Source organism: Nonomuraea spiralis, assembly GCF_014648435.1.
Lineage (GTDB): Bacteria > Actinomycetota > Actinomycetes > Streptosporangiales > Streptosporangiaceae > Nonomuraea > Nonomuraea spiralis.
Window position 1 is genome coordinate 42,904 of record NZ_BMRC01000034.1, and the last position, 24,082, is coordinate 66,985.

Sequence of the window (24,082 nt, forward strand, 5' to 3'; positions counted from 1 at the left end):
ATCGGCCTACCAGGCCGGGGCGTACTCCGGGAGGGGACGGGCGTTCCTGCCCTGGACCCGGCGTTCCACCGCGCCGACGGCCTTCATCAGCGGCAGGCGTACCAGGGCGTCTCGGACACACCGCCCGCCCTCGGTCCTGGGCACCATGAGCCGGACGTTCGGGCCGATCTGCTGCTTCTTCTCGACCAGCGGGCGGTGGACGGCGTCGTACCGGGCGAAGGCGATCCGGTGGTCACCGCCGGCGGCGGCGAGCTCCCCCGCCAGCCGGTACGCCCCGACCAGGGCCAGCTCCGCCCCCGCGCCCGAGGCCGGGGAGGCGCACCAGGCGGCGTCGCCGACGAGCACGACCCGGCCCTTCGACCACGAGTCCATGTGCACCTGGCCCAGGGCGTCGAAGTAGAAGTCGGGGTCGGCCAGGGCCGAGTCGAGCAGCTCCCGGGTACGCCAGGACGTCTCGCCCCCGAAGACCCGGCTCACCAGCCGCTTGTGCTCGGCGACGTCCCGGTGGTCGTAGTCCAGCGGCGCCGAGCGGAAGATGAAGTACGCCTTGGCCTGGGCGTGGTTGCCCGACCGGTAGATCCCGGCCATGCGGCCCGGCGTGTTGAACATCGTGACCCAGCGGTCCTCCCCGAGCGCGGCGTCGGCGTCGGCGAAGGCGAAGTAGTGGTCCTTGTGCTGGACGAACTCCTCCTCCGGCCCGAAGGCCAGCCGCCGTACGTGGGAGTGCATGCCGTCGGCGCCGACGACCAGGTCGAAGGTGCGGGCGGGCGCGTGCTCGAAGGTGACCCGCACGCCGTCGTCGTCCTGCTCCAGCTCGCGGATCGAGTCCCCGGACACGATCTCCGCGTCGGCCGCCTCGCCCAGCAGCGCCACCAGGTCGCCGCGCATGATCTCCACCGAGCGCGGGTCCCTGATGTCGACGCGGGCGACGGGCCGGTCCGCGGCGTCGACGAACTTCATGCCGTGCACGTCGGTGGCCAGCGCGCGCACCCGCGGCATGATGCCCATCCGCTCGGCCACCTCGACGGCGTTGTCACGTACGTCCACCCCGTTGCCGCCGCCGCGCGGGCGCGGAGCACGTTCGACGACGGTGGGCCGGAAGCCGTACCGGGTCAGCCAGTGAGCCAGGGTCAGCCCGGCGATGCTCGCGCCGGAGATCAGGATCCGCTCGTTCATGGGGGCTCCTCGCGCTACAGTTAACTGAAATAACCGTTCCAGTTAAGTATGTGGAAGGGGCATTCCACTTGTCAACGCCCGCCGAGCCCAGGCGCCGCGCCGACGCCGTACGCAATCGCCGGCTCGCCCTCGACGCCGCCATGACGCTGCTGGCCGAGCCAGGCGCGGCCCTCACCGTCGAGGCCATCGCCAGGCGGGCGGGCCTGGGCGCCGCGACCGTCGTACGCGCGTTCGGCGGCAAGGACGCCCTGCTGGACGCCGCCGTGTCCCGCCTGCTCGAACCCGTCGTCCGGCGTGCCCGCGACCTGCTCGCCGAGACCACGCCGTACCGGGCGCTGCACACCTTCCTGCGCGAGCTGATCGCCTTCCAGAGCGCCCACCACGCCGTCAACGACCAGCTGAACGGCCTGGACCTGCCCGCCACCACCGCGCTGCGCGCCGACCTGGTCGCGGCCGTCGAGGAGATGACCGAGGGCGCGCGGCGCGCGGGCGCGATCCGTACCGACCTCGACCCCGCCGTCGTCACGACGCTCATCGGGCAGACCGCCCTGGCCGTCGCGCGCGCCCACCCGCCGTCGCAGGCCCTCACGGACGCCTACCTCACCGTCCTGCTGGACGGCCTGCGCCCCGCCCCCTGACTCCCGCGGGAATGTCCATACGGTCGATCTCCATCGTCCATATGGCCGATCAAGGCCGACCGCCCGGAACCCTAGCGTCGGTGCCGACAACATCAGACAAGGGGGCTCTCTGTGCGGGTACGAAAGATCGCCACGGCCGTCGCCACGGGCGCGACTCTGCTGGCGGGGATGGCGGTCACCGGCCAGGCGTCGGCGAGCGTCACGGGTGACGCCGGGACCGACGCCCGGTTCCACCGTCAGACGATCGACTGGCACGGCTGCCGGACCGGACCGGACGACGAGACCGGCGCGGCGCTGGACAAGGCGGGCGCGCAGTGCGCCGAGGTCACCGTCCCGCTGGACTACCGCAGGCCGCGGGGACGGACGATCTCGGTGGCGATCTCACGGGTCAAGGCGACCGACCCCGGAAGGCGCAGGGGCGTCCTGCTGATCAATCCCGGCGGTCCGGGCGGGAGCGGGCTGCCTCGGGTGCTCCTCGGCCGGCTCATGCCCGCCGTCGCTGCCCGCTACGACCTGATCGGCATGGATCCGCGGTTCGTGGGCCGCAGCACGCCGATCCGCTGCCGGTGGACGACCGACACCCCGACCCGGTCGGCCGGCCCGACCCGCCGTACCTTCGACGAGAGCGTGGCCCTCATGAGGGAACTGGCGGCCGGGTGCGCCCAGGGCGATCGGGGCCTGCTGCCGTACGCCTCCACCCGCAACACCGCCCGCGACATGGACGTCATCCGGGCCGCCCTCGGCGAGTCCAGGCTGTCCTACCTCGGCTACTCCTACGGCACCTACCTGGGCGCCGTCTACACGCAGATGTTCGGCGCCCGGGCCGACCGGGTCGTGCTGGACAGCGCGGTCGACCCGGACGTCTACGGCCCTGATCTACTGTCCAGGAACGCCCCGGCGATCACCGCCGCGCTGAGGCACTGGGCCTCGTGGGCCGCCGCCCGCGACAAGGAGTACGGCCTGGGCGCCACCGAGGCCGAGGTCCTGGCCACCGTGGAAGGCGTCGACCGGGCCGCCGCCGAGCGCCCGCTGCGGGTGGGCGCGTACCGGATCGGCGCCCAGCACGTGCCCTACCTGCTGTTCATCCGTCTGTACGACGACCGCGAGGAGGCGTACGCCGGCCTCGCCGCCGAGGTGCGGCTGCTGGCCGACGCGGCCCGCGGCGACGCGGTCACCGTCCCTGCGTCGCTGAAGGAGACCCTCGACGGGCTGTTCACCGGCTCGGGGCCGGCCGAGGACCGGGCGGGCACCCCGATCCTCTGCGCCGACCGGGCCACCTCCCGGGACCCGGAGAGGTACTTCCGCGACATCCAGGCCCACCGGGCCGACGAGCCGCTGTTCGGGCCGATGACCCGCAACCTGAGCCCGTGCGCCTTCTGGCCGGTCACACCGGTGGAGGCGCCCACCACGATCGGCAACGACGCCCCGATGCTGATCGTCGCCGCCGACGGCGACCCCGTCACCCCCTACGCCGGCCAGCGGGCCATGCACCGGGCGCTGACCGGCTCCCGCCTGGTCACCCTGCGCGGCGCCTTCCGCCACGGCGCCTACCTCGCGGCGGGCGACACCTGCGTCGACACCACCGTCGGCCGGTACCTGGTGGACGGCGTCCTGCCCGGCGGCGACACCGCCTGCGACAAGGCCGGCGCCCCGCGCCGGTGAGCCAACCTCACGAGGTCTGGACGGTCCTCGCCGCGGCGGCCATCTCCGCCAGGACGTCGTCGAGCGGCGTGGCCGCCACGCCGAGCACGTCGACGGTCGAGGACGCGTCGAGGACGTTCGGCCGGTCGTACAGGTACAACATCTCGGGGAACTCGGCCATGACGGAGTCGGTACGCCCGATCTCCTCAAGTTCGCGCAGGAACATATGGGCCAGCCGCGGAGCGGGCGCCTGGGCCGACTCGGCGAGCCGGTGGGCGAGCTCGCGTACCGGGAGGTCGCTGGTCGAGGGCACGTGCCAGGCCCGTCCCCAGGACTCCTCGTGGCCCGCGGCGGCGATGAGCGTACGGGCCGTGTCCACGGTGTAGGACCAGCTGTGCGGCGCGTCCAGGTCGCCCGGGTAGGAGACGGGCGCGCCCACCGACTCCCTGCGCCGGCACATCTCGCACCGGACCGGCCTCACGCCGACCGCCTACCGGGCGGCCTTCACCCGGGGGAACACCCCCGGGTGAGCGGCCGTTCCGCGCGAGACCGGGCCGCCGGTCATCGCGCGGAACGTCCCGGTCAGGGGCGGTCGTTCCTGATGAGCCTGGCGGTCATGGGCAGGCACGGCGGGGTCTGGAATACGACGCCGTCGAGAAAGTTGCCGATCGCCGGGTTGCCTCCGGCGGCCGACACCGACTCGAAGGCGAAGCGGGTGACGGTCTGCCCGGCGGGGACGACGTAGGTGCCGGTGTAGTGGCCCCAGGCGGTGTTGCCGTCGGAGAGGTCGGGCGAGCCGGCCCCGTCGGGGTTCTGGGGGGCCGTGGCGCCCGGGGTGCCGATGAGCACCCGCATCACGTCGGTCCCGGCCCGGCCGCGGTGGTAGAGCGACCAGGTCATCACGGTGCCGGGGACGGTGGGGACGTCCTGGTAGAGCGTGGAGACCTCGCTGGCGTTGAGCTCGGCGAACTGCTGGCCGTCGGCCGCCGGGACCCCGCTCGTGCTGTTCCAGAACTCCAGCTTGCGGTCGGAGGCGGTGGTGTGCCAGCCGACGGCGGGGTTGGTGGAGGCGTCGGGGATGTCCCAGTCGTAGCGGGCCACGGGAGGCGCCTCGAAACTGCCGTTGACCAGGTTGACGGGCTCGCGGGTGCACTCGACGGTGACGGTGACCGTCGCGGTGCTGGTGCCGCAGGCGGTCTCGATCGTGTACGTGAAGGTGTCGGTGCCGGCGCGGCCCTTGTCCGGGGTGTAGATCAGCTTGTCGCCGGAGACGGTGACCGTGCCGTTGGCGGGCTGGGCGACCCCGCTGATCACCGGCGCCGTCCCGGTGTCGTTGGCCAGGACGGGCACCGTGACGGGCGTGTCCTGGGTGGTGGTGGCGGTGTCGTCGACGGCGTTGGTGGGCAAGATGGAGTTCCCGCTGACGATCTGAATGGGCGGGGCCGCGGTGTTGTTGCCGAGCTGGCCCGGGAACGCGACGACGCTGCTGATGCCGCTCGGCCGGATGGTCATGGCGCGCCCGACGGTGCCCTGCTTCACCCGGAACGTGATGACCTTGGGCGCGGGGTCGGTCTTGTTGCCGGTCGAGGGGATCGTCAGGGTGTTGCCGCTGATGTTGCCGGCCCCCGACTGGGCGACGACGTCGGCGTTGGCCACCAGCGACGACACGTCCCAGGTGGTGGTGTAGGTGCGTACCAGCAGCGGCCACTGCGCCGTGCGGTGGGTCATGGTGAGGGTGAAGGTGCTGCCCGGCGCGATCTGACCGCCCCACAGGGGCGGGGAGGTGACGACGGAGATCGTCCCGTGGCCGAGGCGCATGCCGAGGGCGTTCTTCCAGTAGTACTCGACCGGGTAGTCGGCCTGTCCCTGGCGGACGCAGGGCGCGCTACTGGCGTGGTGCACGCGCGTGCGTACGCCGTCGTGCGCGGCGGAGGTCGCGGGAGCTGCCGTGACCAGGGAGAACGTGAGCATCGCGGCGACGGTTCCCGTCGCCGCGACGATGGCTCGGCGCGTACGGCGACGCGCGGGGGGTGCGGTGGGCTTCAACACGCATCCTTACTGTAAGTGGATGGCAAATAACTATCCGTAACAGCGAGGTGTGCGCAAGCGATCGCCCGCATCCGGCGCGACCGCGGCACCACCGGTCCCTACGGGCCGGGGTGCCGCGGCGCGGGCCTACCTTTCCCTGCGGACGCTACGGGCGAGCTCCGCGGTGAGAGCGGCCAGGGCCGTGAGCCCGGTGGTGTGGTCGGGGGCGTCGAGGAGGGTCTTGACGAGGGCCGTGCCGACGATCACGCCGTCGGCGAACCCGGCGAGCTCGGCGGCCCGGTCGGGCCCCGACACGCCGATCCCCACGCAGACGGGCAGCCCGGTGACCGCCCTGGTACGCCCGACCAGCCCGGCCGCGGCCGAGTCGACCGTGTCGCGGGTGCCCGTGACACCCATGAGGGCGGCCGCGTAGACGAACCCGGTGGTGGCGGCGGTGATGCGCGCGAGCCGTTCGTCCGTGGTGCTGGGGGCGACGACGAAGACGGTGGCCAGGCCGTGTGCGGCGGCCTGTTCGCGCCAGGCCGCCGACTCTTGGACGGGCAGGTCGGGCAGGATGCAACCGGCGCCACCGGCCGCGGCGAGCTCGGCGGCGAACCGTTCGACGCCGTACCGGGCGACGGGATTCCAGTACGTCATGACCAGGATGGGTTTGCCCGTCGCGGCATGGGCCCGTTCGACGGTCCGGATGACGTCGGCGATCTTCAGGCCGCCGCGCAGGGCGATGTCGTCGGCGGTCTGGATGACGGGACCGTCCAGGACGGGGTCGCTGTGCGGCAGTCCGATCTCAAGGATGTCGGCCCCGGACCGCAGGACGGTGACGGCCGCCTCGATGCCGGCCTCGACCGTGGGGAACCCCGCGGGGAGGTAGGCGACGAGGGCGGCCCGGTCCTCGGCACTGACGCGGGCGAAGGTGTCGGCCAGCAGGTGGACGGCGCCGCTCATCGTGACTCCTCGTCGTACAGGTCGAAGTAGCGGGCGGCGGTGTCCATGTCCTTGTCGCCGCGGCCGGAGAGGTTGACCAGGATCAGGGCGTCCGGTCCGAGCCGGCGGCCGAGCCGGAGGGCTCCGGCCAGGGCGTGGGCGCTCTCGATGGCCGGGATGACGCCTTCCGTACGGGTCAGCAGCAGGAACGCCTGCATGGCCTCGTCGTCGGTGACGGGCAGGTATTCGGCGCGGCCGAGGTCGTGCAGGTGGGCGTGCTCGGGGCCGATGCCGGGATAGTCGAGTCCGGCGGAGATGGAGTGGGGTTCGGTGATCTGGCCTTCTTCGTCCTGCAGAACGAAGGAGCGGGAGCCGTGCAGGATGCCGGGTTCGCCGCCGGACAGGGTGGCGGCGTGCTTGCCCGTCCCGATGCCGTGCCCGGCGGCTTCGCAGCCGATGAGCCGTACGCCGGCGTCCGGGAGGAAGGCGTGGAACAGGCCCAGGGCGTTGGATCCCCCGCCGACGCAGGCGACGGCGGCGTCGGGCAGGCGGCCGGTGCGTTCCAGTGTCTGGCGGCGGGCCTCGACGCCGATGACGCGCTGGAAGTCGCGGACCATCGCCGGGAAGGGGTGCGGGCCCGCGGCGGTGCCGAACAGGTAGTGGGTGGTCCCGGTGTTGGCGACCCAGTCGCGGAACGCCTCGTTGATGGCGTCCTTGAGGGTACGGGCGCCCGTGGTGACGGGAATGATCTGCGCGCCGAGCATCCGCATACGGGCGACGTTGGGTGCCTGGCGCCGCATGTCGACCTCACCCATGTAGATGACGCATTCGAGGCCGAACAGGGCGCACGCGGTGGCGGTGGCGACACCGTGCGAACCGGCGCCCGTCTCGGCGATCACGCGCGTCTTGCCCATGCGCCGGGTGAGGAGGGCCTGGCCAAGCGCGTTCGTGATCTTGTGCGAGCCGGTGTGGTTGAGGTCTTCTCGTTTGAGCAGCACCCGGGCGTCACCGGCGTGCCGGGCGAATCGCGGCACTTCGGTGAGCGGGGTCGGCCGGCCGGTGTAGTGGGCGAGCAGGGTCCCGAGTTCGTCGATGAACCGGGGGTCCACGCCGGCCTGGGCGTATGCGGCGGCTACCTCGTCCACGGCCGCGACGAGGGCCTCGGGGATGAAGGCGCCGCCGTACGCGCCGAAGTAGCCTTCGGGGTCGGGCGCGTGGCCCCGAGGGGCCGGGATGAAGTGTTGGGTGGGCATGCGACAGCTCCTGCGCCGGGGGCGGGCGCCCCGGGCGTCCGGCTAGTGGTGGTCAGGGTCGCGTCTGCCGCGCAACCGGCCGGGCCGCCCTCCCGCGCTCCTTCTGTCCGGACGACGGCGCGCGTCCGGACGGCCTGAGGCCGATCGTGGGACGGTGCCGGAGAACGCCCGGGCACAGAGGCGGAAACGTGAGCTGTTGCTAGAGGCCCTGTGCCGTACGCGGCGCGCGAAGCCATCGCATGCCGTTGACCTGACCGGGGTCGGAGCCGATCGTGTAGCGGACCCGCCGACCGTGGACCCGCCGCGCGGGCGCCCGGCAGCCACGCGGGCGGCACCCGGCGGCGAGGCGAGCGGAGATCGGCATGTCCCCGACCATACCTCCTCCCGTCCGGATCCCGCCACGCCCCCCGGAGAGGGCGTGGCTTCCGGAACGCGTCCGGACGGGTTGTCAGGCGCGGAAGCTGCCGGACATGGGCGGGACGTGTGAGCCGTGACCGGGCCGGACGGTGACGACCGCCCTCATGCACATGGGGTCGCCGTACAACGTGACGTCGCCGTCGGTCTGGTTGTTCAGCGTGTGCGCGGCCAGGGGCAGCTTGGTGCAGCGGGTGGGGTTGTCGTAGACGTCCAGCGGCTGGAACTCGGTCGAGAAGACGACCACCTGGCCCGTGGCGGCCTGTGCGGGGAGGGCGGCGGCCGTCAGCGTGACGGCCATGCCCACGATGAGCAGGGCGGCGGCGGAGCTGGGACGAGATCGCATGCGGTACTCCTGAAGTCGGCTGGAACTCGTGGGCTCAGGGCACGATCACGTGGAAGGGCAGGTCGGCGTTGGCGCCGTTGTTGCCGCCGGCGACGAAGACGTGGCGGTCGGCACTGCCGCAGGCGGTGGTGTCGGCGTCGACGAACACGGTCGAGTTCCAAGGCGCGCCCCAGCGCTTGGTGGCGACCGGCACGCTGCGCGCGGCGTCGTAGTCGGAGTCGAGCTCGATGCAGTACTGGCCGGTGGAGAGCTTCCGGACGCCGGTGACCCCCTTCGAACGGACCACGCTGCCATTGGCGTTGACGACGGCGGCGGCACGGACGCCGGGGCCCTGGGCGCCGCCCAGGGCGGCATAGGCGGCGACGGCCCCGCCCATGCCGAGGACGCCGGTCGCGAGGCCGGCCAGCACCACAGTGGTCATCTTGCGCATACGAATGCCTCCTGATCGCATCGGGGGGAACGGGCGGCCGAGCGGGCTCACCGCCCGTCGAACGCCGATTACCGAAAGTAGCGATCAGTTACTCAGTGTAGCTATAGCGCCGAAGTAAGGCCGACGCTCCGAAAAGGTGGCACCGAACTAACACCCCGAGACAGGAGGGGCGTCGGGCGGCTACGCGGGATCACCGTCCCGGTAGAAGCTCAGACCGGCGTGTTCCGGGTCGGTGTAGACCTTCACCGTCCCGTCGGGATACGCCGCGAACGGCAGGACGACACCGTCCGGACACGGGTGCAGGAACATCAGCGTCGGACCGACGACGACGAACGACCGGGCCAGCGGCGTGGCGCGCTCGGTGCCGTGCTCGGCGCGCCACTCCCTGACGCGGTCGGCGGCGCCGGGCTGGGCGGCGACGTTCTCCACCTTGCCGATCAGGTCCTCGATGGCCGGCGGGTCCAGGATCTCGATCTGCAGGTACGGCTGCTCTCCCACGCGGTGCTCCTTGGCTCGTTCGACGGAGATGACGGTCAGCTCCGGACGGCCGCGAAGGCCGGGCAGGCACCGGGGTCCTTCGTGGACCGCGATGAGCACTGATCCGTCGTTCACACCCCCGGGATGAGCTGCGATTTCATGACGTGCGTACCCGTGCGTACCTTGCCAAAACGACGCGCGCTGCCGCTCGGCGGCTCATGCCGCCGACGTGGTCCGGACGGCGGGCCGGTCACTCGGGGCGGCGAGGTCGTGCGCGGTACGGGCCATCCAGATCATGATCAGGACGCTTGAGACCACACCGAGCGCCTCGACGGCCCACCCGTCGTCCGCGAACGGCAATGCCGCCAGCATCAGCAGGATCGGCACCACCAGGGCGGCGATGCCGTACGCGACGGTCGCCGTACCCCAGCGGTCGTCGTCCCACTGGGCGCGCAGGACCAGTGCCGTCCAGGCCAGTCCGGCCAGGCCGCAGATCAGCTCCACCCCGTCCGGGACCGTCCAGCCGGCGAGGTCGAGCACGCCGATGACGGTGAATCCGCCGTACCCCAGCACGCCCGCGCCCCGCATGTACTGCCGGTCGCGGCCCAGCACCCGCATGAACAGCAGGACGACCACGCACATCACCGCGGAGTCGAGCACGGTCGTGTCCGCCGGGATCCACGGCTCGGTGACGTGGAGCAGCCAGGTCGTGGCCGTCGCGGCGTAGAGCGCCACGCGCAACCGCCGGGTGTCCCGGTCCTGCTCAGGCGGCGGCCCCGCCAGCGGCCCGCGCAGGACCTGCCAGATCCCCCACGCCCACGACAGCCCGGCCAGGACCAGGAGGAGCAGGTTCAGCCCGGTCGCCGCGACGCCTTCGCTCACGGTCGTGAACAGCGTTGGCCACCACAGCGGGCCGAGGTCCCCGGAGATCAGGGTGACGAGGAGGGCGGCGGTCAGCGCGGCACCGTACAGGCCGGTGACGAGCAGGGCGGGCAGGGCCGAACGGTGACGACGTGACACGGACGCTTCCTGAGGTTCGAGGGGGATGGGAACGATTTTTGGGACTCAGGGGCCGTCGGTCCAGATGTACCAATGGCCGGTGAAGTGTTCGTAGCTTCCTTCTGCGGGGTCCGGCGCCCGACCCGGGCTGTAGGCGAAGCCGTAGCTCTTCCAGTCCAGCGTGAGCGATGTGACCATGAACCGCGCTCCCCCGTGGATCTTCTCCACCTCGCCCACCCGGTACAGGCCCCACCATCGATGGCTGCCGTAGTCGCTGCGCACCGACCGGGCGTACCGCTCCATGCTCGGCTCCGACAGGGCGAAACGTGCATGAAGGGGCGCATCGACCGCGACCAGCAGCACGGTCCCCAACACCAGGGCAAGCGGGACGAACCTCCAGGACGACCCCGCCCACCGGCCCGACAGCCACGCCCAGGCGACGGCCAGCACCAGCCAGTACAGCGCCAACCCCAATGCCCAGACGGACAGGCCGGGAGCGCTCGCCTCGAAGAGCGTCAGGAGCGAGGCGAGTCCGACGGCTCCGCTGAAGGACAGCGCGAGGGGCTGGCGAGTCAGGCGCATGTGGCGATCTTGCCCGATATCCGGATCAGGCGCCTTGACGATGCACGGATTGCGGCGGCCGGCGTCAGAACATCCCCAGCAGGATGGGGGCGGCGTTCATGGCGCCGTGGACCACGAGGATGGGCCACATCTGCCGGTACCGGCTCCACAGGTAGCCGAGGAACAGCCCCTGCACGCCCTGGTTGGCGAATGCCGAGGCGAGATCCGCGGGAAGGTTCCCCGTGCCCTGGATGCCGATGTGCCAGGCCGCCCAGAGCAGGGAGGCCAGCACGATGGCGGGCCAGGGGCCGAGGACGCGCTCCCATCGGGTCTGCAGCCAGCGCCGGTAGAAGACCTCTTCGAGCAGGCTGTTGACGAGGAACACCACGACGACGGTGACCAGGAGCGTGACGGGATCGACGGTCGCGGCGTAGTCGCTGGGCGGCTCGGCCAGCGGGCCCGCGAAGGTGAGAGCCAGCCAGAGTGCGACCGGCGCGATGGGGCCGTAGTGACGCCAGGCCGCGGGCCGTTCGTGGAAGAGGTCCCGAGCTGCGGAATCGCGCCGCGACAACCAGAACAGCAGTACGGGCACGGCGAGCAGCAGGCCGAGTTTCAGCAGCGTGTGGGCCGGTTCGCCGCCGCCCGCCAACCGTAGCGCCATGGCGAAGACCACGGCCGCCCCCAGGAGGACGACGGCCTGGAGGCGAACCCCACGGCCTGGCGGTGTGGCGTCGACAGGAGTCGTCCTGGGCGGCAGCAGCCGGATGAGCACCAGCCCGGCGAGGGCCGGGATCCAGCGGTGCCACATGGGGATGGTGCCGGCGTGATCGGCCGAGTAGCGGATGTCGGTGGCGCCGTTCAGTACCAGCCACAGTACCGATGCGGCGATCAGGGCCAGGCCGGCGAGCAGGACGCTCAGACCTAAGGCTGGACTACCTGGTTTATTTCGCACGCTTGTACTGTATAGGAAACCGTACAGGTGTGCTGTAATAACCCTCATGCCCAAAGTCGTGGACCATGAGCAGCGGCGCGAGGAACTGGTCCGGGTCGTGTGGGAGATCATCAGCCGGGAGGGGATCGAAGGGGCCACGGTCCGCAGGGTCGCCGAAGCGGCGGGCATCTCGGTCGGCGGACTGCGCCACTACTTCGACAATCAGCGCGGCCTGCTCAGCTTCGCGGCCGAGGCGGTCGCCAGAAGTGTCACCAAACGCATCATCGGCCACCTCGACGCGGAGCTGTCGGGCATGCGGCGTGCCCAGCTCATCCTCGAAGAGATGCTTCCGCTCGACGACGACCGCCGCGTCGAGGTGGACGTATGGCTGGCGTGCCTGGTGCGTTCGCGTATGGATGAGTCGATGGCGGAGCAACGCCGCGCGGGCTGGGCGGGCGAACGCCACATCTGCCGCCTGGCGGTCGCCTTCCGCCACGGCCTGCCGCTCCCCACCCGTATAGGGCAGGAGTTCGGCGACGCCGGGCTGGAGGGACAGGCCATGCGACTGCACGTGTTCATGGACGGCCTGACGCTTCAGACAGCGGCCTACCCGCACAACTTCACGCCCCAAGCCGTACGCCGGATGGTCCACGAAGAGCTGTGCCGCCTCGGCGAGCCGTCCGCCGAGTGACTGCGGCACAGTCCTTGGTGTGCGGCGGCGAGGTCTGCGCCGAGGGGCGCCGTGCTGTCGGCGGTGACGAAGCAGGACGAGCCCGGCCGCGATCGTCAGAAGGCCGGGACACAGCAGCGCCCGTACCGGGAAGCGGGCCATCAGCGGGCTCACCGCCCGTACGCCGTCTGCCTGTACGTTCCGGGTCCGGCGTGGCTGTGGGTGAGTACGACGGCGCACTCCGCCGGTTTCGCTCCTCTGCCGCAGGCCGGCGAGGTCTACCGGCGTGCCCTGGCGGCCGGGGTGCCGCAGGCCGAGGACGAACGGCTCTACGGCAGAGCCTTGGCGGCGGACATCGACCTCACCGCCCTGGAGCCCCATACGCCACGCCTTCCGTGACGGGTGGGACGACGAACGCGCGTACGTCAGGTCCAGGTCGCCGATTCCGGGTCGATGCCGCGATCGCGGGCATTGGCGTCGATGACGTCGCGGAGCCAGACGGCCAGACCTGGCTCGATCGCGTCGTAGTACGCCGTGAATCCGGGATCGGCGGCGAGCATCCTCCCCATGCAGACGTGCATGGAAAGGCTGCAGTCGAAGTACGCGTCGATGGAGGCCCTGTGCCGTTCCGCCAGGGCGTTGGCTCCGGCACTGCCCGGCCTGACCCCGGCGCGCTTGGCTGCCGCCAGGTCCTGCTCAAGCGTCTCGACGTTGTGGGCGACCTGCCGCCAGTCCTCGGGGGTCATGCCGGCGGCGCGCTCGGCGTACTGGGCCCATTGGGCCGTCTCGCCCCACCGGTCACGTGCGCCCGCTGCCAGTGACGGCTTCCAGCGCTGCCCGAAGATCTCGACCTGTTCCTCCGCGGAGAGCAGAATGCCGGCGCGGGCGGCTTCGATCATGCGATCGACCGCGTCGACCATCGACTGCAGGCGGGAGATGCGATCGAGGAGCTGGGCCCGCTGTTGCCTCAGCGGTACGGTCACGTCGACCGTCGGAGCATCGAGAAGTTCACCGATGTCGTCGAGCGGCAGACCGAGCTCTCGGTAGATGAGCACCCGGTGGATACGTGCGACGTCGGCCGCGGAGTAGAGCCGGTACCCCCCGGCGGTCCGCCCCGACGGCCGGACGAGCCCGATCGCGTCCCAATGGTGGAGGGTGCGGACGGTGACCCCCACGTGCGACGCCACGGCCCCGACGGTCAGTCCGCCGGGCTCCGCGGCATCGTCCATCGCGGTGCTGGTCACGCCGTCGAGTCTTACATGCACGTCTGACCTAGGCGGTTTCACCCCCCTGCGGGAGCAGGTAGCCGTTCTCTTCGAGGTGGCGTGCCTCTGCGCTGTCGGGGTCGAAGGGACGGGCGGCGGTCATGATCACGCGGGCGTTCTCCGGCGTGATCACTTCCAGTTCCACGGTGTTCCACGGAGTCTTCCGCGGTCCCGTCGTACATCCGGGCACCAGCGCGGTGCACGCCCGCGCGATCTCGTCGACCTGGCTCAGCACGCAACTGAAGCCGATGCTCACCGTCGCGAGGGCCGGCAGGGCATCGACCGGGACGAGCAGAGCGTCCTGGAACGCCCACCGTCGAACATGCGTGACCTGGCCCGGTACCGTGAACAGGTCGACGAAGCCGAGCCCTTGGGTCCAGAAGTTCACGGACTCGGTCAGGTCCGGCGTCGGCACGGTGACGAACATCGGCATCCCGTAGATGCCGCGGTAGATCTCAGGTGGCGTCGCGTCGGGCCCGGGCGGAGGGACAGGGCTGATCTCGAATGCCGGGTAGTAGTCGGTCATGCGTTCAGCGTGCTGCCTGACGCGACGTAAGGGTCAAATCCGTTCCGGCGCAGGCCGCGGCGGCCCGGGTGACGCCGGGAGCCTAAGATCGACGGTCGAGCACTGATCCGAGAAGGCAGGAGGCCGAGGGTGGCGCCGACCGACGCGTTCGCGGAGGCCGACTGGCAGGCACATCGCCCCGCCGTCTTCGGGGCGGCCTACCGGATCCTCGGCAGCGTGGCCGAGGCCGAGGACGTGGTGCAGGAAGTCTGGTTGCGCGCCGCCGCCGCCGACCTGTCCGAGGTACGTGATCTGCGGGCCTGGCTGGTGACCCTGGCCGCGCGGGGGTCGTACAACGTGCTCAAGTCGGCGCGTGTCCGGCGGGAGTCCTACGTCGGCCCCTGGTTGCCCGAACCGCTGCTGACCGGGCCCGACGCCGCCGCTCAGGTGCTCATGGACGAGTCGGTGAGCACCGCGATGCTGGTGGTCATGGAGACGCTCTCCCCGGCCGAGCGCGTCGCGCTGGTGCTGCACGACGTCTTCGACTTCCCGTTCGACCGGATCGCCGAGGTGCTCGGCAGCACACCCGCCGCCGGCCGCAAGCTCGCCTCCCGCGCGCGGGCGCGGGTCGCCGCGGTCAAGGAACGCCCTCGGGCGTCCAGGGCCGAGACCGAACGCCTGCTCAAGGCGTTCAAGGCGGCCGCCGACGCGGGGAACCTGGCCGAGCTCGTCGAACTGCTGCACCCCGAGGCCGTCTATGTCGCCGACGGCGGCGGCAAGGTGACCGCCGCGCGCAGGCCGGTCCAGGGCGCCGCGCCGATCGCCCTGCTGGCGGTCAGGCAGATCGAGATCAGGCGTCCCGACGCGTTCCAGATCATCGAGGTGAACGGTCAGCCGGCCCTGGCGACGTACCGCGGTGGCCGACTGGTCTGGCTCGACACCCTGGAGATCGCCGACGGGCGGATCACGACCTGGCGGCGACTGGCCAATCCGGAGAAGTTCGCGCACATCGGTCACACCTGAGCCCGCTGTCTTGTCTCCCTGCCGCCCCCTGATCCCCAGGGGAGGCTGAGAGGACGAACCAATGGCACACGTTGTGATCATCGGAGGCGGTTTCGCGGGCGTGTGGAGCGCCGCGGGCGCGGCGCTGGCACGCGAGCGGGCGGCCGGGGGCAAGGACCTGCGCATCACGCTCATCGCGCCGAACGACCACCTGGTACTGCGCCCACGCCTGTACGAGCCGGAACCCGACCTGGCCAAGGTGGAACTGCGCAGAATCCTCGGGCCGATCGGCGTCAGGCACCTGCGGGCCTCGGTGAGCACGATCGACACCGACCGCCGCACGGTGGTGGCCGACGGCGAGGAGATCGGCTACGACCGCCTGGTGCTGGCGGCCGGCAGCCGGCTCGTCCGGCCACACGACCTGCCCGGCGCCGAACGGCTCTTCGACATCGACACCCTTGACGGAGCCCGGCGGCTCACCGACCATCTGCGCGACCGCGAGGACTACACGGCTGTGGTCGTCGGCGCCGGGTTCACCGGTCTGGAGGCGGCGACCGCGCTGGCCGCCCGGGGTCGGGTGCTGCTGGTGGACCGGTCGCAGGTGCTCGCGAACCAGCTCGGCCCGGGCCCGCGTGCGGAGATCGAAGCCGCACTGGACAAGCTGGGCGTCGAACACCGGCTCGGCACGACGGTGACCGAGGTCGGTGAAGGGCACGCCGTCCTGTCCGACGGCACCAAGGTCGAGGCGGACGCGGTGGTCTGGTCGGTGGGGATGCGGGCCAGCGAGCTCACCCGGCAGATCTGCGACGAGCTCGACCACCTCGGCCGGATACCGGTGGATCGGTGGCTGCGTGCCCTTCCCGAGGTGTTCGTCGCCGGGGACACCGCCGCGGCGGCGTTCGACGCCGAGCACACGGTCATGCAGGCGTGCCAGCACGCCACCCCGCTCGGCAAGGTCGCCGGGCACAACGCCGCGGCCGACCTGCTCGGCGTGCCGCTGCGCGAGTTCACCCCTGGTCCGTACGTCACCTGCCTGGACCTGGGCGACGCCGGCGGGATCTTCACCCGGGGCTGGGACCGGAGGGTGATGGCCACGGGCCCTGAGGGCAAGGAGATCAAGATACGGATCAACCAGGCGATCCACCCGCCGGTCGACGACGCGGAGAAGATCCTCGCCGCCGCCGACCGCGTCCACATCGAACTGCCCTTCTTCCCCCGCGACGACGAGCAGCCCGTCCCCTGACCTCCGTCCTCCTCCGGGGCGCGGCGGCCCACCGGCCGCCGCGCACGTCAGTCGCCGGGCACGATCCTGCTGGGCAGCTTCGGGCGTGCGTCCGTCCAGCCGGATGCGGTCAGAGCGGTCCACGAGGTGAGCGTTCCCGTACGGTCGGGAGATCGTTCCTGTACGGCCAGCAGCCGGCCTGAGGACTCCTCGATGATGATCTGCCTGGTCCCGTCGAGTTCGATGCCGTTCCCCGCCCGGCCCAGGGGATCGGTGATGGTCCCGATGTTCTTGACGCTCGTCAGACCCGCGAGCATGCGGTAGAGCGCGGCGCGTAGCTGAGGAGTCGTCGGCAGTTCGGAGAGCAGGCTGGTGGCCTGGGTGTAGAGAAGCTCCTCGGTGGCCGGGTAACCACCTCGCCAAGCCCGCCCTTGCAGAACTTCCTTCAGCCGCACCGGGTCCGCCGGCAAGCCCATGACCTGTTCGATCGTGACGTGTACGGGACCGACCGCAGGATAGGAGACTTCGGGATTCTGCTGGTCGTCCAGCCGGAAGGCGAACGGCGGTCGCGGCGCCATGCCGCCGATGCCGGGAACGCCTGGTCCCTCACAGGCGCCGAGCCGGTACGCCCCCTGTTCTCGCCAGATCACCTCATCGGCCGGGGAAAGGGGCTTGCCTGACTGAGCGGTGACCAGGCCCCAGCTCGGCTCCCGCGCCGACTTGGCCATCCAGACCTCATGCGTACATGTCACCCGATATCTGACCAGCTTGGGTGTCATACCCGTGGGTGCGCGCCCTTCCGCTCCCACTGCCATGCTCTGGCCGGAACTGTGCCAGTAGCGGCCCGTCGCCGCGCCGGCGGTCTCGATCCGATCCGCGGCGGCAAGCAGGACCGTACGGGCGGATACGGGTTGAGACGTCGTGGGCCCGATGTCCGTGCTCCGCGTCAGCGTGACCGTCACGACCGTGGCGGCCGTCGCGACGGCGGCGATGCGAATGGCGGTCATGATGTTCGATCTCGGCCGTGACGACCTGCCGGCCGGCCTGGTTCGCGGCTCGTCGCCGGCCTTGCCCAGCAGGTCGTCGCCGGCCTTGCTCAGCAGGTCGTCGGCGGAAAGGCGGGATCCGCGATCCAACGAGTCCGGGCGGGCCATGGCGAGCAGTCGCATCGTGTCGGGCTTGCGGCTCATCGAAGTTTCCCTCCGGGGACGATCACGGGCTTGGGAGACGGGCTGGTACCTGCGGTGTCGATCGCCGATTGCAGCCGGCGGCGTGCACGATGCAGCCGGACGAAGAAGGTGGCCTTCGTACAGCCCAGCACCTCGGCCGCTTCCACGGCGGACAGGCCGTGCCACGTGGTGAGAGTCAGGATCTCCTTGTCGCCGTCGGACAGGGTGGCGAGCGCGCGGAGAACGGTGAGTCGTTCGGTGGCGTGTTCACCCACGTCGGCGACGGCCTTCTCCACCCACGTGCGCAGGTCGGCCTCCAAAGACGCACGACGGGCGTCCTGCCGGAAGTTGTCACGCAGGATGTTCCGGGCGACGCGGAAGAGCCACTGCAACTGCGCGTGGTCGGGGATGTCGTCAAGTCGTCGCCAGGCGACGAGGAAGGTCTCGCTGACCACTTCCTCCGCGAGCTGGTGTCCGGCTCGAGTCACCGCATAGCCGTACACCCGCGCTTGGTGGGTGTTGTAGAGCGCGGTGAAGCGCTCGTGGGGGTTGGGCAAGCCGGTTCCTTCGGTCGGGGACGCGCATTGTTCATGGAACATGTGGTCCCGACGAAGGCTTTCTTACATCTCGATCTCGCCTTTTCTACGAGCCGGGTGGTTCGACTTCCGGACATGGGAGAAGGGCCTCTGGATTGCTCCGAGCCCCTTCTCGCTTGCGTCTTCCCGGTGAGGTTTTCACAAGGAGTTCACTCCTGCGGCAGAGGATGGGGAGCACGGGGCGAGGGCGGTGGCCAACCAGCTCATTGACGGCGGTCACGCGTATGCCGGCGGCCCCGTGAGGCTTGCCTTCCTGCGGGTCATCGACAGCGTGCCAGGACTCATGCCGATTCTGGCCGCCGGATGAGTCGTGGAGTCACGACAGCTCTGATCATCTCCGATCCGGTCCGGGATCCCGAGGTGATCTGAAGCTGCCACCCTGATGCCATGGTTCGCACATCACTGATCGCATGCTGCTTGGCCATCTCGCTCGCCGGCTGCGCAGCTACCTCGGTGCCGGTGGCGTCATCCGAGTCCGCTCAGCCGGAACCCGCCGCCGCCCCAAAAACTCCACTGCAGCAGAGCACCATTCCCGGCACGCAACGGTTTTACGCCACCGAGTTACGACCCGGCGACTGCATCGAACCCCTTCCCCAGACGTCCCTGGTGACCGTCGTCCCCTGCCGCGTGCCGCACTCGGCCGAGTTCGCCACCACGTACGTCCTCCCCCAGGGGCCGTATCCGGGTGCGGACATGACGCGACTCGCGGAGAACGGATGTCTCCCCAGAATGCGCATCAAAAAGTCGAAAAGGGATGAGATCGGCATCGCGTGGCTTGGGCCGGCCTTTGAGGACTGGCCTCGTTACCGGACCGTGTACTGCCTGGCCGTACCCATGGACGGAAAGAAGACAACGGGACGGCTGGTCGAGTAACCACCGGTGTGCGTGCCCGCGCGCAGGGAGTTGCCTGCCGCCGTCTGGTCGAACCTCTGCCCTTACAACCCGCTCAGCCCTCGTCCCAATACGAGTACGGGGCGACCGACACCCCTTCGACGATGTCGTTGGCCGAGGGGTCCGCCACGACCTTGCACGGCTCAATGGGCCCGGTCGTCAGTCGTCCACTGAACTGCCAGGCAACCCCGGGACTCTCTACCGTGGGCGTGACCGGATTCTCCATGACCTCGATCATCGCGATCTGGCCCGGCTTGATGTGGCGGGGGTAGATGGTGATGCCATCTTGCGGGCGAATTGCCTGGTAAGAGATCGACTTCTGCAGTCTCTCCCGAAGCTTGGCCTGCGCGGCGGCATCACCGCTCGACAGCTCCTCCTTGGTCAAGCCGAAGTCGTCGCCCTTGAGGGAGGGGGCCCGGCTGTTCCCGCAGCGCTTGCCGAGAGGCAGGTAGATGATGTCAGCCGGCACACCCCAATCTGCCAGTTCCTTCTCGAGATGCTCGGGGTCCCGGAAATCGTAGATCTTGAGGTTGATCGACCCGTCCTGGTTCTTCGTCAGTGCGTACGCCGGCTTGGCGGAACCGAGCAAGGAAGGCACGGCCACGCCCACCGCGACGGCCGCCGCCACAGCTGCGCCCATCGCGAGCCGCCGCCCGCTCAGGAGCGGCCGTTCCAGCCGGGTGTGCCGACCGAACGGAAGCAGCCTCCTCCAGCGCCGATCGCGCGGTGCCGCAGTCGTCTCCTGGGCGAGCCGGAGGCGTTGCCGAGCCAGGGAGTGGGGCGGCTCATGTTCCAGTTCCTTGATGAGCGTCTTCAATTCATCCATGATCTTGCGCCTCCAACGGGTTGACTCCATCCAGGGTGTGGCGGACCTTGCGCCGGGCCCGATTGAGCCGCGACTTGACCGTGCCGACCGGGATGCCGAGCGCGCGGGCCGCTTCCTCGTACGTCATGTCGCTCCAGGCGACCAGGAGCAGGACGTCCCGGTCGCCTCGCGACAGCAGCGCGAGCGCGTTCAGCAGGACCGTCCGCGACCCTTGGGCGGTCAGATCACGAGTGATCGCCTCTTCCGGTCCCTCGACGGGCTGGGCTGGCCTCTGCCGCTCCAGCGCGCGGTAGCGGCTGACCTCGGTCCGGCGGTGGCCGGTGATGAGCTTGGTCGCGATGCCCAGCAACCAGGGCCGGGCATCGCGATAGGAGATGTACCTGTAGAGCGTCGCGGCGTAGCGGTCGAACAGGGCGGCGAATTGCTCCGGATCATCGAGGGAACTTGTGATGATCTCGGAGTCCACCACCAGCGGTGACGTATCTGTCACCATAGATGATCTATTTTCGGCACTGGACCCCCTTCGGATGTCATCTGTGTCTTGTCACAAGAGGCTCGAGTGTTCACGGGCATCCGCGCTTCCAGGGTTCAGCGTGCTGCGTCGGGCACGCGGACCGTCATGTACCGATGCGCCTGTTCCAGCCAGCGGACAGCCGTTGGTGCTGAGAACGATCATCAACTGCAGAAGTGTGAAAGAAGACAGGTTCTTGAGCCCGAGCAACCTTCAGTTCTTCCGGCGGCGTAAGGACGGGTGACTGTCGCCTGAGGAAGGACCGTACATGGCGGATAGATCGGAGTACGACGCGTTCGTCGAGGCGTCATGGCACCGGCTGCTCCGCACCGCCTATCTGCTCGCCCGTGACTGGGGAGCGGCCGAGGACCTGGTGCAGACGGCGCTGCTGAAGGCGTGGCAGGCCTGGCCGCGCCTGGGCGACGAGCGTGAGGCGTACGTACGCAAGATCATTGTGAACCTGCACGTCTCCTGGTGGCGGCGCCGCTGGAGACGGGCCGAGCTGACCAGCGAGTCGCCGCCCGACCAGGCGCAGGCGGCCGACCACATGGGACAGGCCGACGATCGCGAACTGGTCTGGCAGGCGCTCGGCCGCTTGCCTGCCCGGCAACGGGCCGTCGTCGTGCTGCGGTTCTTCGAGGACCTGACCGAGGTCCAGACCGCTTCGACGCTCGGCTGCAGCGTCGGGACGGTCAAGAGCCAGGCAAGCAGAGCGCTGGCCAAGCTTCGGGTGGACGAGTCATTCGCGTACGACAGGAGGGGGTAGCGCCATGCATATCGACCAGGGAGAACTCCGCGACCTGCTGGTCGAGCGCAGCAGCCCTGCGCTCGACCGCCCGATCCCGTGGCACTCACTGCGGGCCAGGACGCGCGGCGCGCGGCGGCGCCGGTTGTCGGCCGTCGCTGTCGCTGTCACTTTCGCCGTCGCGGTCGTCACCGTGGGAACGATTGTCAGCCTGCGCGGGCCGGAGCAAGTCAATCAGCCGACCACCGCGACAGTGACCGAGAAGTTCCCGATCCAGTACAAGGAGTCCGACGGCACTGTCTACCGCAGGCTCGCGACTGCGGCCTTCGACCCGTCACGCGAGGAATCGACGACATTCCAGGTGAAGGTGAGCGGCAAGCCGGTGGCCATCCTGCCTGACTGCCCGCATCCCAAAGCGGGGCCACCGCGTGTCAGCCTGCGGGTGCCGGGCCTGAACAAGGACTTCACGCTGTCACTGATGAACTCGTGCGAGCAGGGCAAAGCGGTCGACACGCAGCTCTTCCCCGCCGGGACTCGGACGGTGAGATTCTCCGTCACGGCCTACCCTGGGATGACGCTTCCGGGGAAATGGCGGTTCGGCGTGTACGAGTGGACGCCGCCGGCCACGATGAGGACCGCCTCGCCTCCGGTCGAGCCGCTCGCGAAGATCGGGGAGGACCTCAGCCTGGTCGCCAAGGGCAGCGCCACCTGGCCCGGCACCCGTGAGGTGACACTCACCGTGCCGAACAGGGGCCACGGCCTGGCCATCGTCACCTACTGCGGGGACGGCCTCGCCGAGCGGCTCAGCCGGAAGCTGTGGGTGAACGGGCGCCTGGAGGACTTCGGCCACTGCTCCTTCCCGCCGCCCGGGGCCGGGTCCCTCCACCTGGGCAAACGGCCGCTCAGTGAGAAGACGACAACGGTCAGGGTCCGGCTGGAGACGTCCATCCCCGAGTACCTGCGGCGCCCCGGAACGCTGACAGTGGCCGTTTATGACGGCGACCTATGACAGTGCGTGATCGTGCCACGCGGTAACCGGCTCAGGGGCATGGTCGGCACCAGCGTCCTCAGGCGGTGACGGTGGTGGCGAGGCTGCCAGGGCGAGAAGATGCCTACCGGACGACGCGACTGCAGTCACCGGCGCAATAGATGTGTGCACGAGCTACCAGTTGAAGCTCGACGGTCACGAACTTTAGGGCGATGATCACGGGCAATCCGCAACCAAAGGCCCAGCGAATGACGACGGCTTCCGTCGAGTGCCTTCTCTGCTTGATCACGGCGCCATCGAAGCCGGCCGGTATGCGCCCGATGCGTAGGGCTATGAAGGTGGCTCCGAGAGCCATGTGTCGGTCGGCTTGAGAACCACTTGCTGATCAACTGCCTTGGAATGTCATTGAAAAGAGAGCCATGCCCGTGGGTCTGGGACATGGCTCTCGTGACGCTGTGTGTGTTGTCGGCGTACACCTCCCGCTGCGGAGGCGAGTACGCGTATGTTCGACCAGGTTCAGCGGAGTTCCGGGCGTTCTGCCGTTTCGCCCAGACGAAGGAGCAGGTGCGCCCAGCCATCGCTGGTCTCCTCTTCGAGTACGGTCGGCAGACCACTGTGGCGCAGGGTGACCTCGGTGCCATCACCGTCCGGGGTCAGGGTGACTTCGACTCGGGATGCCTCTGGTGCCATGTCGGGCGCTCCCGGTGTGGCCTCCCAGCCGAAGGTGAAGACGAGACGTTCGTACGGCACGAGCTCCACGAACCGTCCGCGCATCACCGGGCGTGGGCCCTCGTGCATCGCAACCTGCAAGGCGCCGCCGGGGCGGGCGTCCAGCTCGGCCGTTCCCCACCATCGCGCCAGGCGTGCCGGGTCGGTGAAGAACCGCCAGACCGTCTCGGGACGCGCACGGATGTGCAACGTCTGCTCAATCGTCCTGCTCACAACGATCCCTTCACGTCCTGGTCACCAGTGTGCGCGTGTTCTTCTCGCTCGGCTTCGTGCTGGAGGCGGCTGAGCGAGGTGGACCACATCGTCTCCAGGAACGTCACCGCCTCGGCCAGCCCCTCCGGGCGTAGCCGATAGAAGCGGCGATTGCCTGCGCGGCGGACGTCTACGAGGCGGGCCGCTGTCAGCGTTCGCAGATGCTGGGATACCGCGGGGCGACTCATCTCGGGAAAGCGCTCGGCGATCTCGCCTGCCGATACCTCGCGATCCCGCACCAGGACGAGGATGGCGCGGCGGGTCGGGTCCGCCACAGCGCGAAGCGCGTCGTCCATGGGCCACCGCCTTCGTTTGCGCACTGCCGGGACAGCATGTAAGTGTTTAAGCAACATCTTACACTCTATCGATGACGAGGATTCACTATGTCAGGAGACGACACCCGTGCCCCGCGATCGGAGAACCAGCGCCTGAATGCGCTGGTTGGCCGTTGGCGTTCACAGGGGCGTACAGCGGCCACCGCGATCGACCCGACGATCCGCATCGCCGGGTCGGACACCTACGAGTGGCTGGCGGGCGAGCACTTCCTCATTCACCGTGTGGACGTGCGCATGAACGAGGAGCACGTCGAGGTCATCGAGATGATCGGGCCCTACGATCCAGCGAGCCGGACCTACCCCATGCGCTCCTTCGACAATCACGGCAACTTCGTCACCATGCGGGCAAGCGTCGACGACGAGGGTGTCTGGACGTTCGCCGGTGAGACGGAGCGGGCGACGCTGGTGATCGCCGAAGACGGCGACTCCATGACGGCCGAATGGGAGCGCACTGACAACGGCTCAAACTGGCGGCACTGGATGGACATGAGCTTCACGAGGGCTTCCAGCCCCAGCACCATCCCTCGCCGCTGAATCCCT

Annotated in this window: 30 protein-coding genes; 10 read left to right on the forward strand and 20 right to left on the reverse strand. The window is 69.8% G+C overall.

What is annotated here, in order from left to right:
• Nucleotides 1–6 precede the first annotated feature (6 nt).
• On the reverse strand, nucleotides 7–1,176 hold the full coding sequence (locus IEZ27_RS45925; RefSeq protein WP_189653011.1) for an FAD-dependent monooxygenase: 1,170 nt from the start codon (nucleotides 1,174–1,176) through the stop codon (nucleotides 7–9).
• Nucleotides 1,177–1,244: 68 nt separating this feature from the next.
• Here IEZ27_RS45925 and IEZ27_RS45930 point away from each other — a divergent pair, with 68 nt between their 5' ends.
• Both IEZ27_RS45930 and IEZ27_RS45935 read left to right on the forward strand, forming a co-directional pair.
• Nucleotides 1,245–1,814 (forward strand): TetR/AcrR family transcriptional regulator, encoded by a 570-nt coding sequence (locus IEZ27_RS45930; RefSeq protein WP_189653012.1) that lies wholly within the window; start codon nucleotides 1,245–1,247, stop codon nucleotides 1,812–1,814.
• 111 nt (nucleotides 1,815–1,925) lie between these two features.
• The gene (locus tag IEZ27_RS45935) at nucleotides 1,926–3,476 is read left to right on the forward strand and encodes an alpha/beta hydrolase (RefSeq protein WP_229824947.1); all 1,551 of its coding nucleotides are present in this window, start codon (nucleotides 1,926–1,928) and stop codon (nucleotides 3,474–3,476) included.
• Between the two features lie 7 nt (nucleotides 3,477–3,483).
• On the opposite strand, the gene IEZ27_RS45940 is transcribed toward IEZ27_RS45935, so the two are convergent.
• The 11 genes from IEZ27_RS45940 to IEZ27_RS45990 form a co-directional block, all read right to left on the reverse strand.
• Nucleotides 3,484–3,936 carry a Rossmann-fold NAD(P)-binding domain-containing protein gene (locus IEZ27_RS45940; RefSeq protein WP_189653013.1) on the reverse strand — a complete coding sequence of 151 codons (453 nt, stop codon included), beginning with the start codon at nucleotides 3,934–3,936 and terminating at the stop codon, nucleotides 3,484–3,486.
• 101 nt (nucleotides 3,937–4,037) lie between these two features.
• Nucleotides 4,038–5,504, reverse strand: coding sequence for an Ig-like domain-containing protein (locus IEZ27_RS54530; protein WP_229824948.1), 1,467 nt, complete (start codon nucleotides 5,502–5,504; stop codon nucleotides 4,038–4,040).
• Between the two features lie 126 nt (nucleotides 5,505–5,630).
• Nucleotides 5,631–6,446, reverse strand: a complete 816-nt coding sequence (trpA, locus tag IEZ27_RS45950; protein ID WP_189653014.1) for a tryptophan synthase subunit alpha — start codon at nucleotides 6,444–6,446, stop codon at nucleotides 5,631–5,633.
• The gene (gene trpB / locus IEZ27_RS45955; RefSeq protein ID WP_189653015.1) at nucleotides 6,443–7,678 is read right to left on the reverse strand and encodes a tryptophan synthase subunit beta; all 1,236 of its coding nucleotides are present in this window, start codon (nucleotides 7,676–7,678) and stop codon (nucleotides 6,443–6,445) included. Before trpB ends, trpA begins: the two co-directional genes overlap by 4 nt.
• A 199-nt stretch (nucleotides 7,679–7,877) precedes the next feature.
• The gene (gene trpM, locus IEZ27_RS45960) at nucleotides 7,878–8,042 is read right to left on the reverse strand and encodes a tryptophan biosynthesis modulator TrpM (protein ID WP_185844764.1); all 165 of its coding nucleotides are present in this window, start codon (nucleotides 8,040–8,042) and stop codon (nucleotides 7,878–7,880) included.
• A gap of 84 nt (nucleotides 8,043–8,126) precedes the next feature.
• Complete coding sequence (locus tag IEZ27_RS45965; protein WP_229824949.1) at nucleotides 8,127–8,438, reverse strand: hypothetical protein; 312 nt, start codon at nucleotides 8,436–8,438, stop codon at nucleotides 8,127–8,129.
• Between the two features lie 34 nt (nucleotides 8,439–8,472).
• The gene (locus IEZ27_RS45970; RefSeq protein WP_189653016.1) at nucleotides 8,473–8,868 is read right to left on the reverse strand and encodes a hypothetical protein; all 396 of its coding nucleotides are present in this window, start codon (nucleotides 8,866–8,868) and stop codon (nucleotides 8,473–8,475) included.
• A 180-nt stretch (nucleotides 8,869–9,048) separates the two neighbouring features.
• Nucleotides 9,049–9,480 (reverse strand): hypothetical protein, encoded by a 432-nt coding sequence (locus IEZ27_RS45975; protein WP_189653017.1) that lies wholly within the window; start codon nucleotides 9,478–9,480, stop codon nucleotides 9,049–9,051.
• Nucleotides 9,481–9,561: 81 nt separating this feature from the next.
• Complete coding sequence (locus IEZ27_RS45980) at nucleotides 9,562–10,365, reverse strand: hypothetical protein (RefSeq protein WP_189653018.1); 804 nt, start codon at nucleotides 10,363–10,365, stop codon at nucleotides 9,562–9,564.
• A 45-nt stretch (nucleotides 10,366–10,410) separates the two neighbouring features.
• Nucleotides 10,411–10,926 (reverse strand): hypothetical protein, encoded by a 516-nt coding sequence (locus IEZ27_RS45985; protein WP_189653019.1) that lies wholly within the window; start codon nucleotides 10,924–10,926, stop codon nucleotides 10,411–10,413.
• A gap of 64 nt (nucleotides 10,927–10,990) precedes the next feature.
• A complete protein-coding gene (locus IEZ27_RS45990) occupies nucleotides 10,991–11,857 on the reverse strand; it encodes a CPBP family intramembrane glutamic endopeptidase (protein WP_229824950.1) in 867 nt (288 codons plus the stop codon).
• Nucleotides 11,858–11,903: 46 nt separating this feature from the next.
• Between IEZ27_RS45990 and IEZ27_RS45995 the strand changes: the two genes are divergently transcribed.
• Nucleotides 11,904–12,527 carry a TetR/AcrR family transcriptional regulator gene (locus IEZ27_RS45995; RefSeq protein ID WP_189653021.1) on the forward strand — a complete coding sequence of 208 codons (624 nt, stop codon included), beginning with the start codon at nucleotides 11,904–11,906 and terminating at the stop codon, nucleotides 12,525–12,527.
• Between the two features lie 63 nt (nucleotides 12,528–12,590).
• Nucleotides 12,591–12,905 carry a hypothetical protein gene (locus IEZ27_RS46000; protein ID WP_189653022.1) on the forward strand — a complete coding sequence of 105 codons (315 nt, stop codon included), beginning with the start codon at nucleotides 12,591–12,593 and terminating at the stop codon, nucleotides 12,903–12,905.
• 26 nt (nucleotides 12,906–12,931) lie between these two features.
• Here IEZ27_RS46000 and IEZ27_RS46005 read toward each other — a convergent pair whose 3' ends face one another.
• The gene (locus tag IEZ27_RS46005; RefSeq protein WP_229824951.1) at nucleotides 12,932–13,750 is read right to left on the reverse strand and encodes a MerR family transcriptional regulator; all 819 of its coding nucleotides are present in this window, start codon (nucleotides 13,748–13,750) and stop codon (nucleotides 12,932–12,934) included.
• 28 nt (nucleotides 13,751–13,778) lie between these two features.
• Nucleotides 13,779–14,297: a VOC family protein gene (locus IEZ27_RS46010; RefSeq protein WP_189653023.1), complete on the reverse strand. Its 519-nt coding sequence runs from the start codon at nucleotides 14,295–14,297 to the stop codon at nucleotides 13,779–13,781.
• Nucleotides 14,298–14,426: 129 nt separating this feature from the next.
• On the opposite strand from IEZ27_RS46010, the gene sigJ reads away from it, so the two are divergent.
• Together sigJ and IEZ27_RS46020 are read left to right on the forward strand one after the other, a co-directional pair.
• The gene (sigJ, locus tag IEZ27_RS46015) at nucleotides 14,427–15,299 is read left to right on the forward strand and encodes an RNA polymerase sigma factor SigJ (RefSeq protein WP_189653024.1); all 873 of its coding nucleotides are present in this window, start codon (nucleotides 14,427–14,429) and stop codon (nucleotides 15,297–15,299) included.
• 61 nt (nucleotides 15,300–15,360) lie between these two features.
• The gene (locus IEZ27_RS46020; protein ID WP_189653025.1) at nucleotides 15,361–16,521 is read left to right on the forward strand and encodes an NAD(P)/FAD-dependent oxidoreductase; all 1,161 of its coding nucleotides are present in this window, start codon (nucleotides 15,361–15,363) and stop codon (nucleotides 16,519–16,521) included.
• Between the two features lie 47 nt (nucleotides 16,522–16,568).
• Here IEZ27_RS46020 and IEZ27_RS46025 read toward each other — a convergent pair whose 3' ends face one another.
• Both IEZ27_RS46025 and IEZ27_RS46030 read right to left on the reverse strand, forming a co-directional pair.
• Nucleotides 16,569–17,690: a CU044_5270 family protein gene (locus IEZ27_RS46025; protein ID WP_189653026.1), complete on the reverse strand. Its 1,122-nt coding sequence runs from the start codon at nucleotides 17,688–17,690 to the stop codon at nucleotides 16,569–16,571.
• On the reverse strand, nucleotides 17,687–18,226 hold the full coding sequence (locus IEZ27_RS46030) for an RNA polymerase sigma factor (RefSeq protein ID WP_229824952.1): 540 nt from the start codon (nucleotides 18,224–18,226) through the stop codon (nucleotides 17,687–17,689). Before IEZ27_RS46030 ends, IEZ27_RS46025 begins: the two co-directional genes overlap by 4 nt.
• Nucleotides 18,227–18,682: 456 nt before the next feature.
• On the opposite strand from IEZ27_RS46030, the gene IEZ27_RS46035 reads away from it, so the two are divergent.
• Nucleotides 18,683–19,138 carry a hypothetical protein gene (locus IEZ27_RS46035; RefSeq protein ID WP_189653028.1) on the forward strand — a complete coding sequence of 152 codons (456 nt, stop codon included), beginning with the start codon at nucleotides 18,683–18,685 and terminating at the stop codon, nucleotides 19,136–19,138.
• A 73-nt stretch (nucleotides 19,139–19,211) separates the two neighbouring features.
• Here IEZ27_RS46035 and IEZ27_RS46040 read toward each other — a convergent pair whose 3' ends face one another.
• Nucleotides 19,212–19,982, reverse strand: a complete 771-nt coding sequence (locus IEZ27_RS46040) for a hypothetical protein (RefSeq protein ID WP_189653029.1) — start codon at nucleotides 19,980–19,982, stop codon at nucleotides 19,212–19,214.
• Nucleotides 19,975–20,451: an RNA polymerase sigma factor gene (locus IEZ27_RS46045; RefSeq protein WP_229824953.1), complete on the reverse strand. Its 477-nt coding sequence runs from the start codon at nucleotides 20,449–20,451 to the stop codon at nucleotides 19,975–19,977. Before IEZ27_RS46045 ends, IEZ27_RS46040 begins: the two co-directional genes overlap by 8 nt.
• Before the next feature lie 310 nt (nucleotides 20,452–20,761).
• Here IEZ27_RS46045 and IEZ27_RS46050 point away from each other — a divergent pair, with 310 nt between their 5' ends.
• The gene (locus tag IEZ27_RS46050; protein ID WP_125636534.1) at nucleotides 20,762–21,259 is read left to right on the forward strand and encodes a SigE family RNA polymerase sigma factor; all 498 of its coding nucleotides are present in this window, start codon (nucleotides 20,762–20,764) and stop codon (nucleotides 21,257–21,259) included.
• Between the two features lie 4 nt (nucleotides 21,260–21,263).
• Nucleotides 21,264–22,247 carry a hypothetical protein gene (locus tag IEZ27_RS46055; protein ID WP_189653031.1) on the forward strand — a complete coding sequence of 328 codons (984 nt, stop codon included), beginning with the start codon at nucleotides 21,264–21,266 and terminating at the stop codon, nucleotides 22,245–22,247.
• A gap of 495 nt (nucleotides 22,248–22,742) precedes the next feature.
• On the opposite strand, the gene IEZ27_RS46060 is transcribed toward IEZ27_RS46055, so the two are convergent.
• Nucleotides 22,743–23,168 carry an SRPBCC family protein gene (locus tag IEZ27_RS46060; RefSeq protein ID WP_189653032.1) on the reverse strand — a complete coding sequence of 142 codons (426 nt, stop codon included), beginning with the start codon at nucleotides 23,166–23,168 and terminating at the stop codon, nucleotides 22,743–22,745.
• Nucleotides 23,165–23,503 carry an ArsR/SmtB family transcription factor gene (locus IEZ27_RS46065; RefSeq protein ID WP_189653033.1) on the reverse strand — a complete coding sequence of 113 codons (339 nt, stop codon included), beginning with the start codon at nucleotides 23,501–23,503 and terminating at the stop codon, nucleotides 23,165–23,167. The genes IEZ27_RS46060 and IEZ27_RS46065 overlap by 4 nt, the downstream gene beginning before the upstream one ends.
• 87 nt (nucleotides 23,504–23,590) lie before the next feature.
• Here IEZ27_RS46065 and IEZ27_RS46070 point away from each other — a divergent pair, with 87 nt between their 5' ends.
• On the forward strand, nucleotides 23,591–24,076 hold the full coding sequence (locus tag IEZ27_RS46070) for a DUF1579 family protein (protein ID WP_189653034.1): 486 nt from the start codon (nucleotides 23,591–23,593) through the stop codon (nucleotides 24,074–24,076).
• The last annotated feature ends 6 nt before the right edge of the window (nucleotides 24,077–24,082 follow it).

What these genes read in the sequence shown, in the direction of transcription:
- IEZ27_RS45925 (WP_189653011.1), bottom strand. Translation starts at nt 1,176, where the DNA reads ATGAACGAGCGGATCCTGATCTCCGGCGCGAGCATCGCCGGGCTGACC.
- trpA (WP_189653014.1), bottom strand. Translation starts at nt 6,446, where the DNA reads ATGAGCGGCGCCGTCCACCTGCTGGCCGACACCTTCGCCCGCGTCAGT.
- trpB (WP_189653015.1), bottom strand. Translation starts at nt 7,678, where the DNA reads ATGCCCACCCAACACTTCATCCCGGCCCCTCGGGGCCACGCGCCCGAC.
- trpM (WP_185844764.1), bottom strand. Translation starts at nt 8,042, where the DNA reads ATGCCGATCTCCGCTCGCCTCGCCGCCGGGTGCCGCCCGCGTGGCTGC.
- IEZ27_RS45965 (WP_229824949.1), bottom strand. Translation starts at nt 8,438, where the DNA reads ATGCGATCTCGTCCCAGCTCCGCCGCCGCCCTGCTCATCGTGGGCATG.
- IEZ27_RS45970 (WP_189653016.1), bottom strand. Translation starts at nt 8,868, where the DNA reads ATGCGCAAGATGACCACTGTGGTGCTGGCCGGCCTCGCGACCGGCGTC.
- IEZ27_RS45985 (WP_189653019.1), bottom strand. Translation starts at nt 10,926, where the DNA reads ATGCGCCTGACTCGCCAGCCCCTCGCGCTGTCCTTCAGCGGAGCCGTC.
- IEZ27_RS45995 (WP_189653021.1), top strand. Translation starts at nt 11,904, where the DNA reads ATGCCCAAAGTCGTGGACCATGAGCAGCGGCGCGAGGAACTGGTCCGG.
- IEZ27_RS46010 (WP_189653023.1), bottom strand. Translation starts at nt 14,297, where the DNA reads ATGACCGACTACTACCCGGCATTCGAGATCAGCCCTGTCCCTCCGCCC.
- IEZ27_RS46020 (WP_189653025.1), top strand. Translation starts at nt 15,361, where the DNA reads ATGGCACACGTTGTGATCATCGGAGGCGGTTTCGCGGGCGTGTGGAGC.
- IEZ27_RS46025 (WP_189653026.1), bottom strand. Translation starts at nt 17,690, where the DNA reads ATGAGCCGCAAGCCCGACACGATGCGACTGCTCGCCATGGCCCGCCCG.
- IEZ27_RS46040 (WP_189653029.1), bottom strand. Translation starts at nt 19,982, where the DNA reads ATGGATGAATTGAAGACGCTCATCAAGGAACTGGAACATGAGCCGCCC.
- IEZ27_RS46050 (WP_125636534.1), top strand. Translation starts at nt 20,762, where the DNA reads ATGGCGGATAGATCGGAGTACGACGCGTTCGTCGAGGCGTCATGGCAC.
- IEZ27_RS46055 (WP_189653031.1), top strand. Translation starts at nt 21,264, where the DNA reads ATGCATATCGACCAGGGAGAACTCCGCGACCTGCTGGTCGAGCGCAGC.
- IEZ27_RS46065 (WP_189653033.1), bottom strand. Translation starts at nt 23,503, where the DNA reads ATGGACGACGCGCTTCGCGCTGTGGCGGACCCGACCCGCCGCGCCATC.
- IEZ27_RS46070 (WP_189653034.1), top strand. Translation starts at nt 23,591, where the DNA reads ATGTCAGGAGACGACACCCGTGCCCCGCGATCGGAGAACCAGCGCCTG.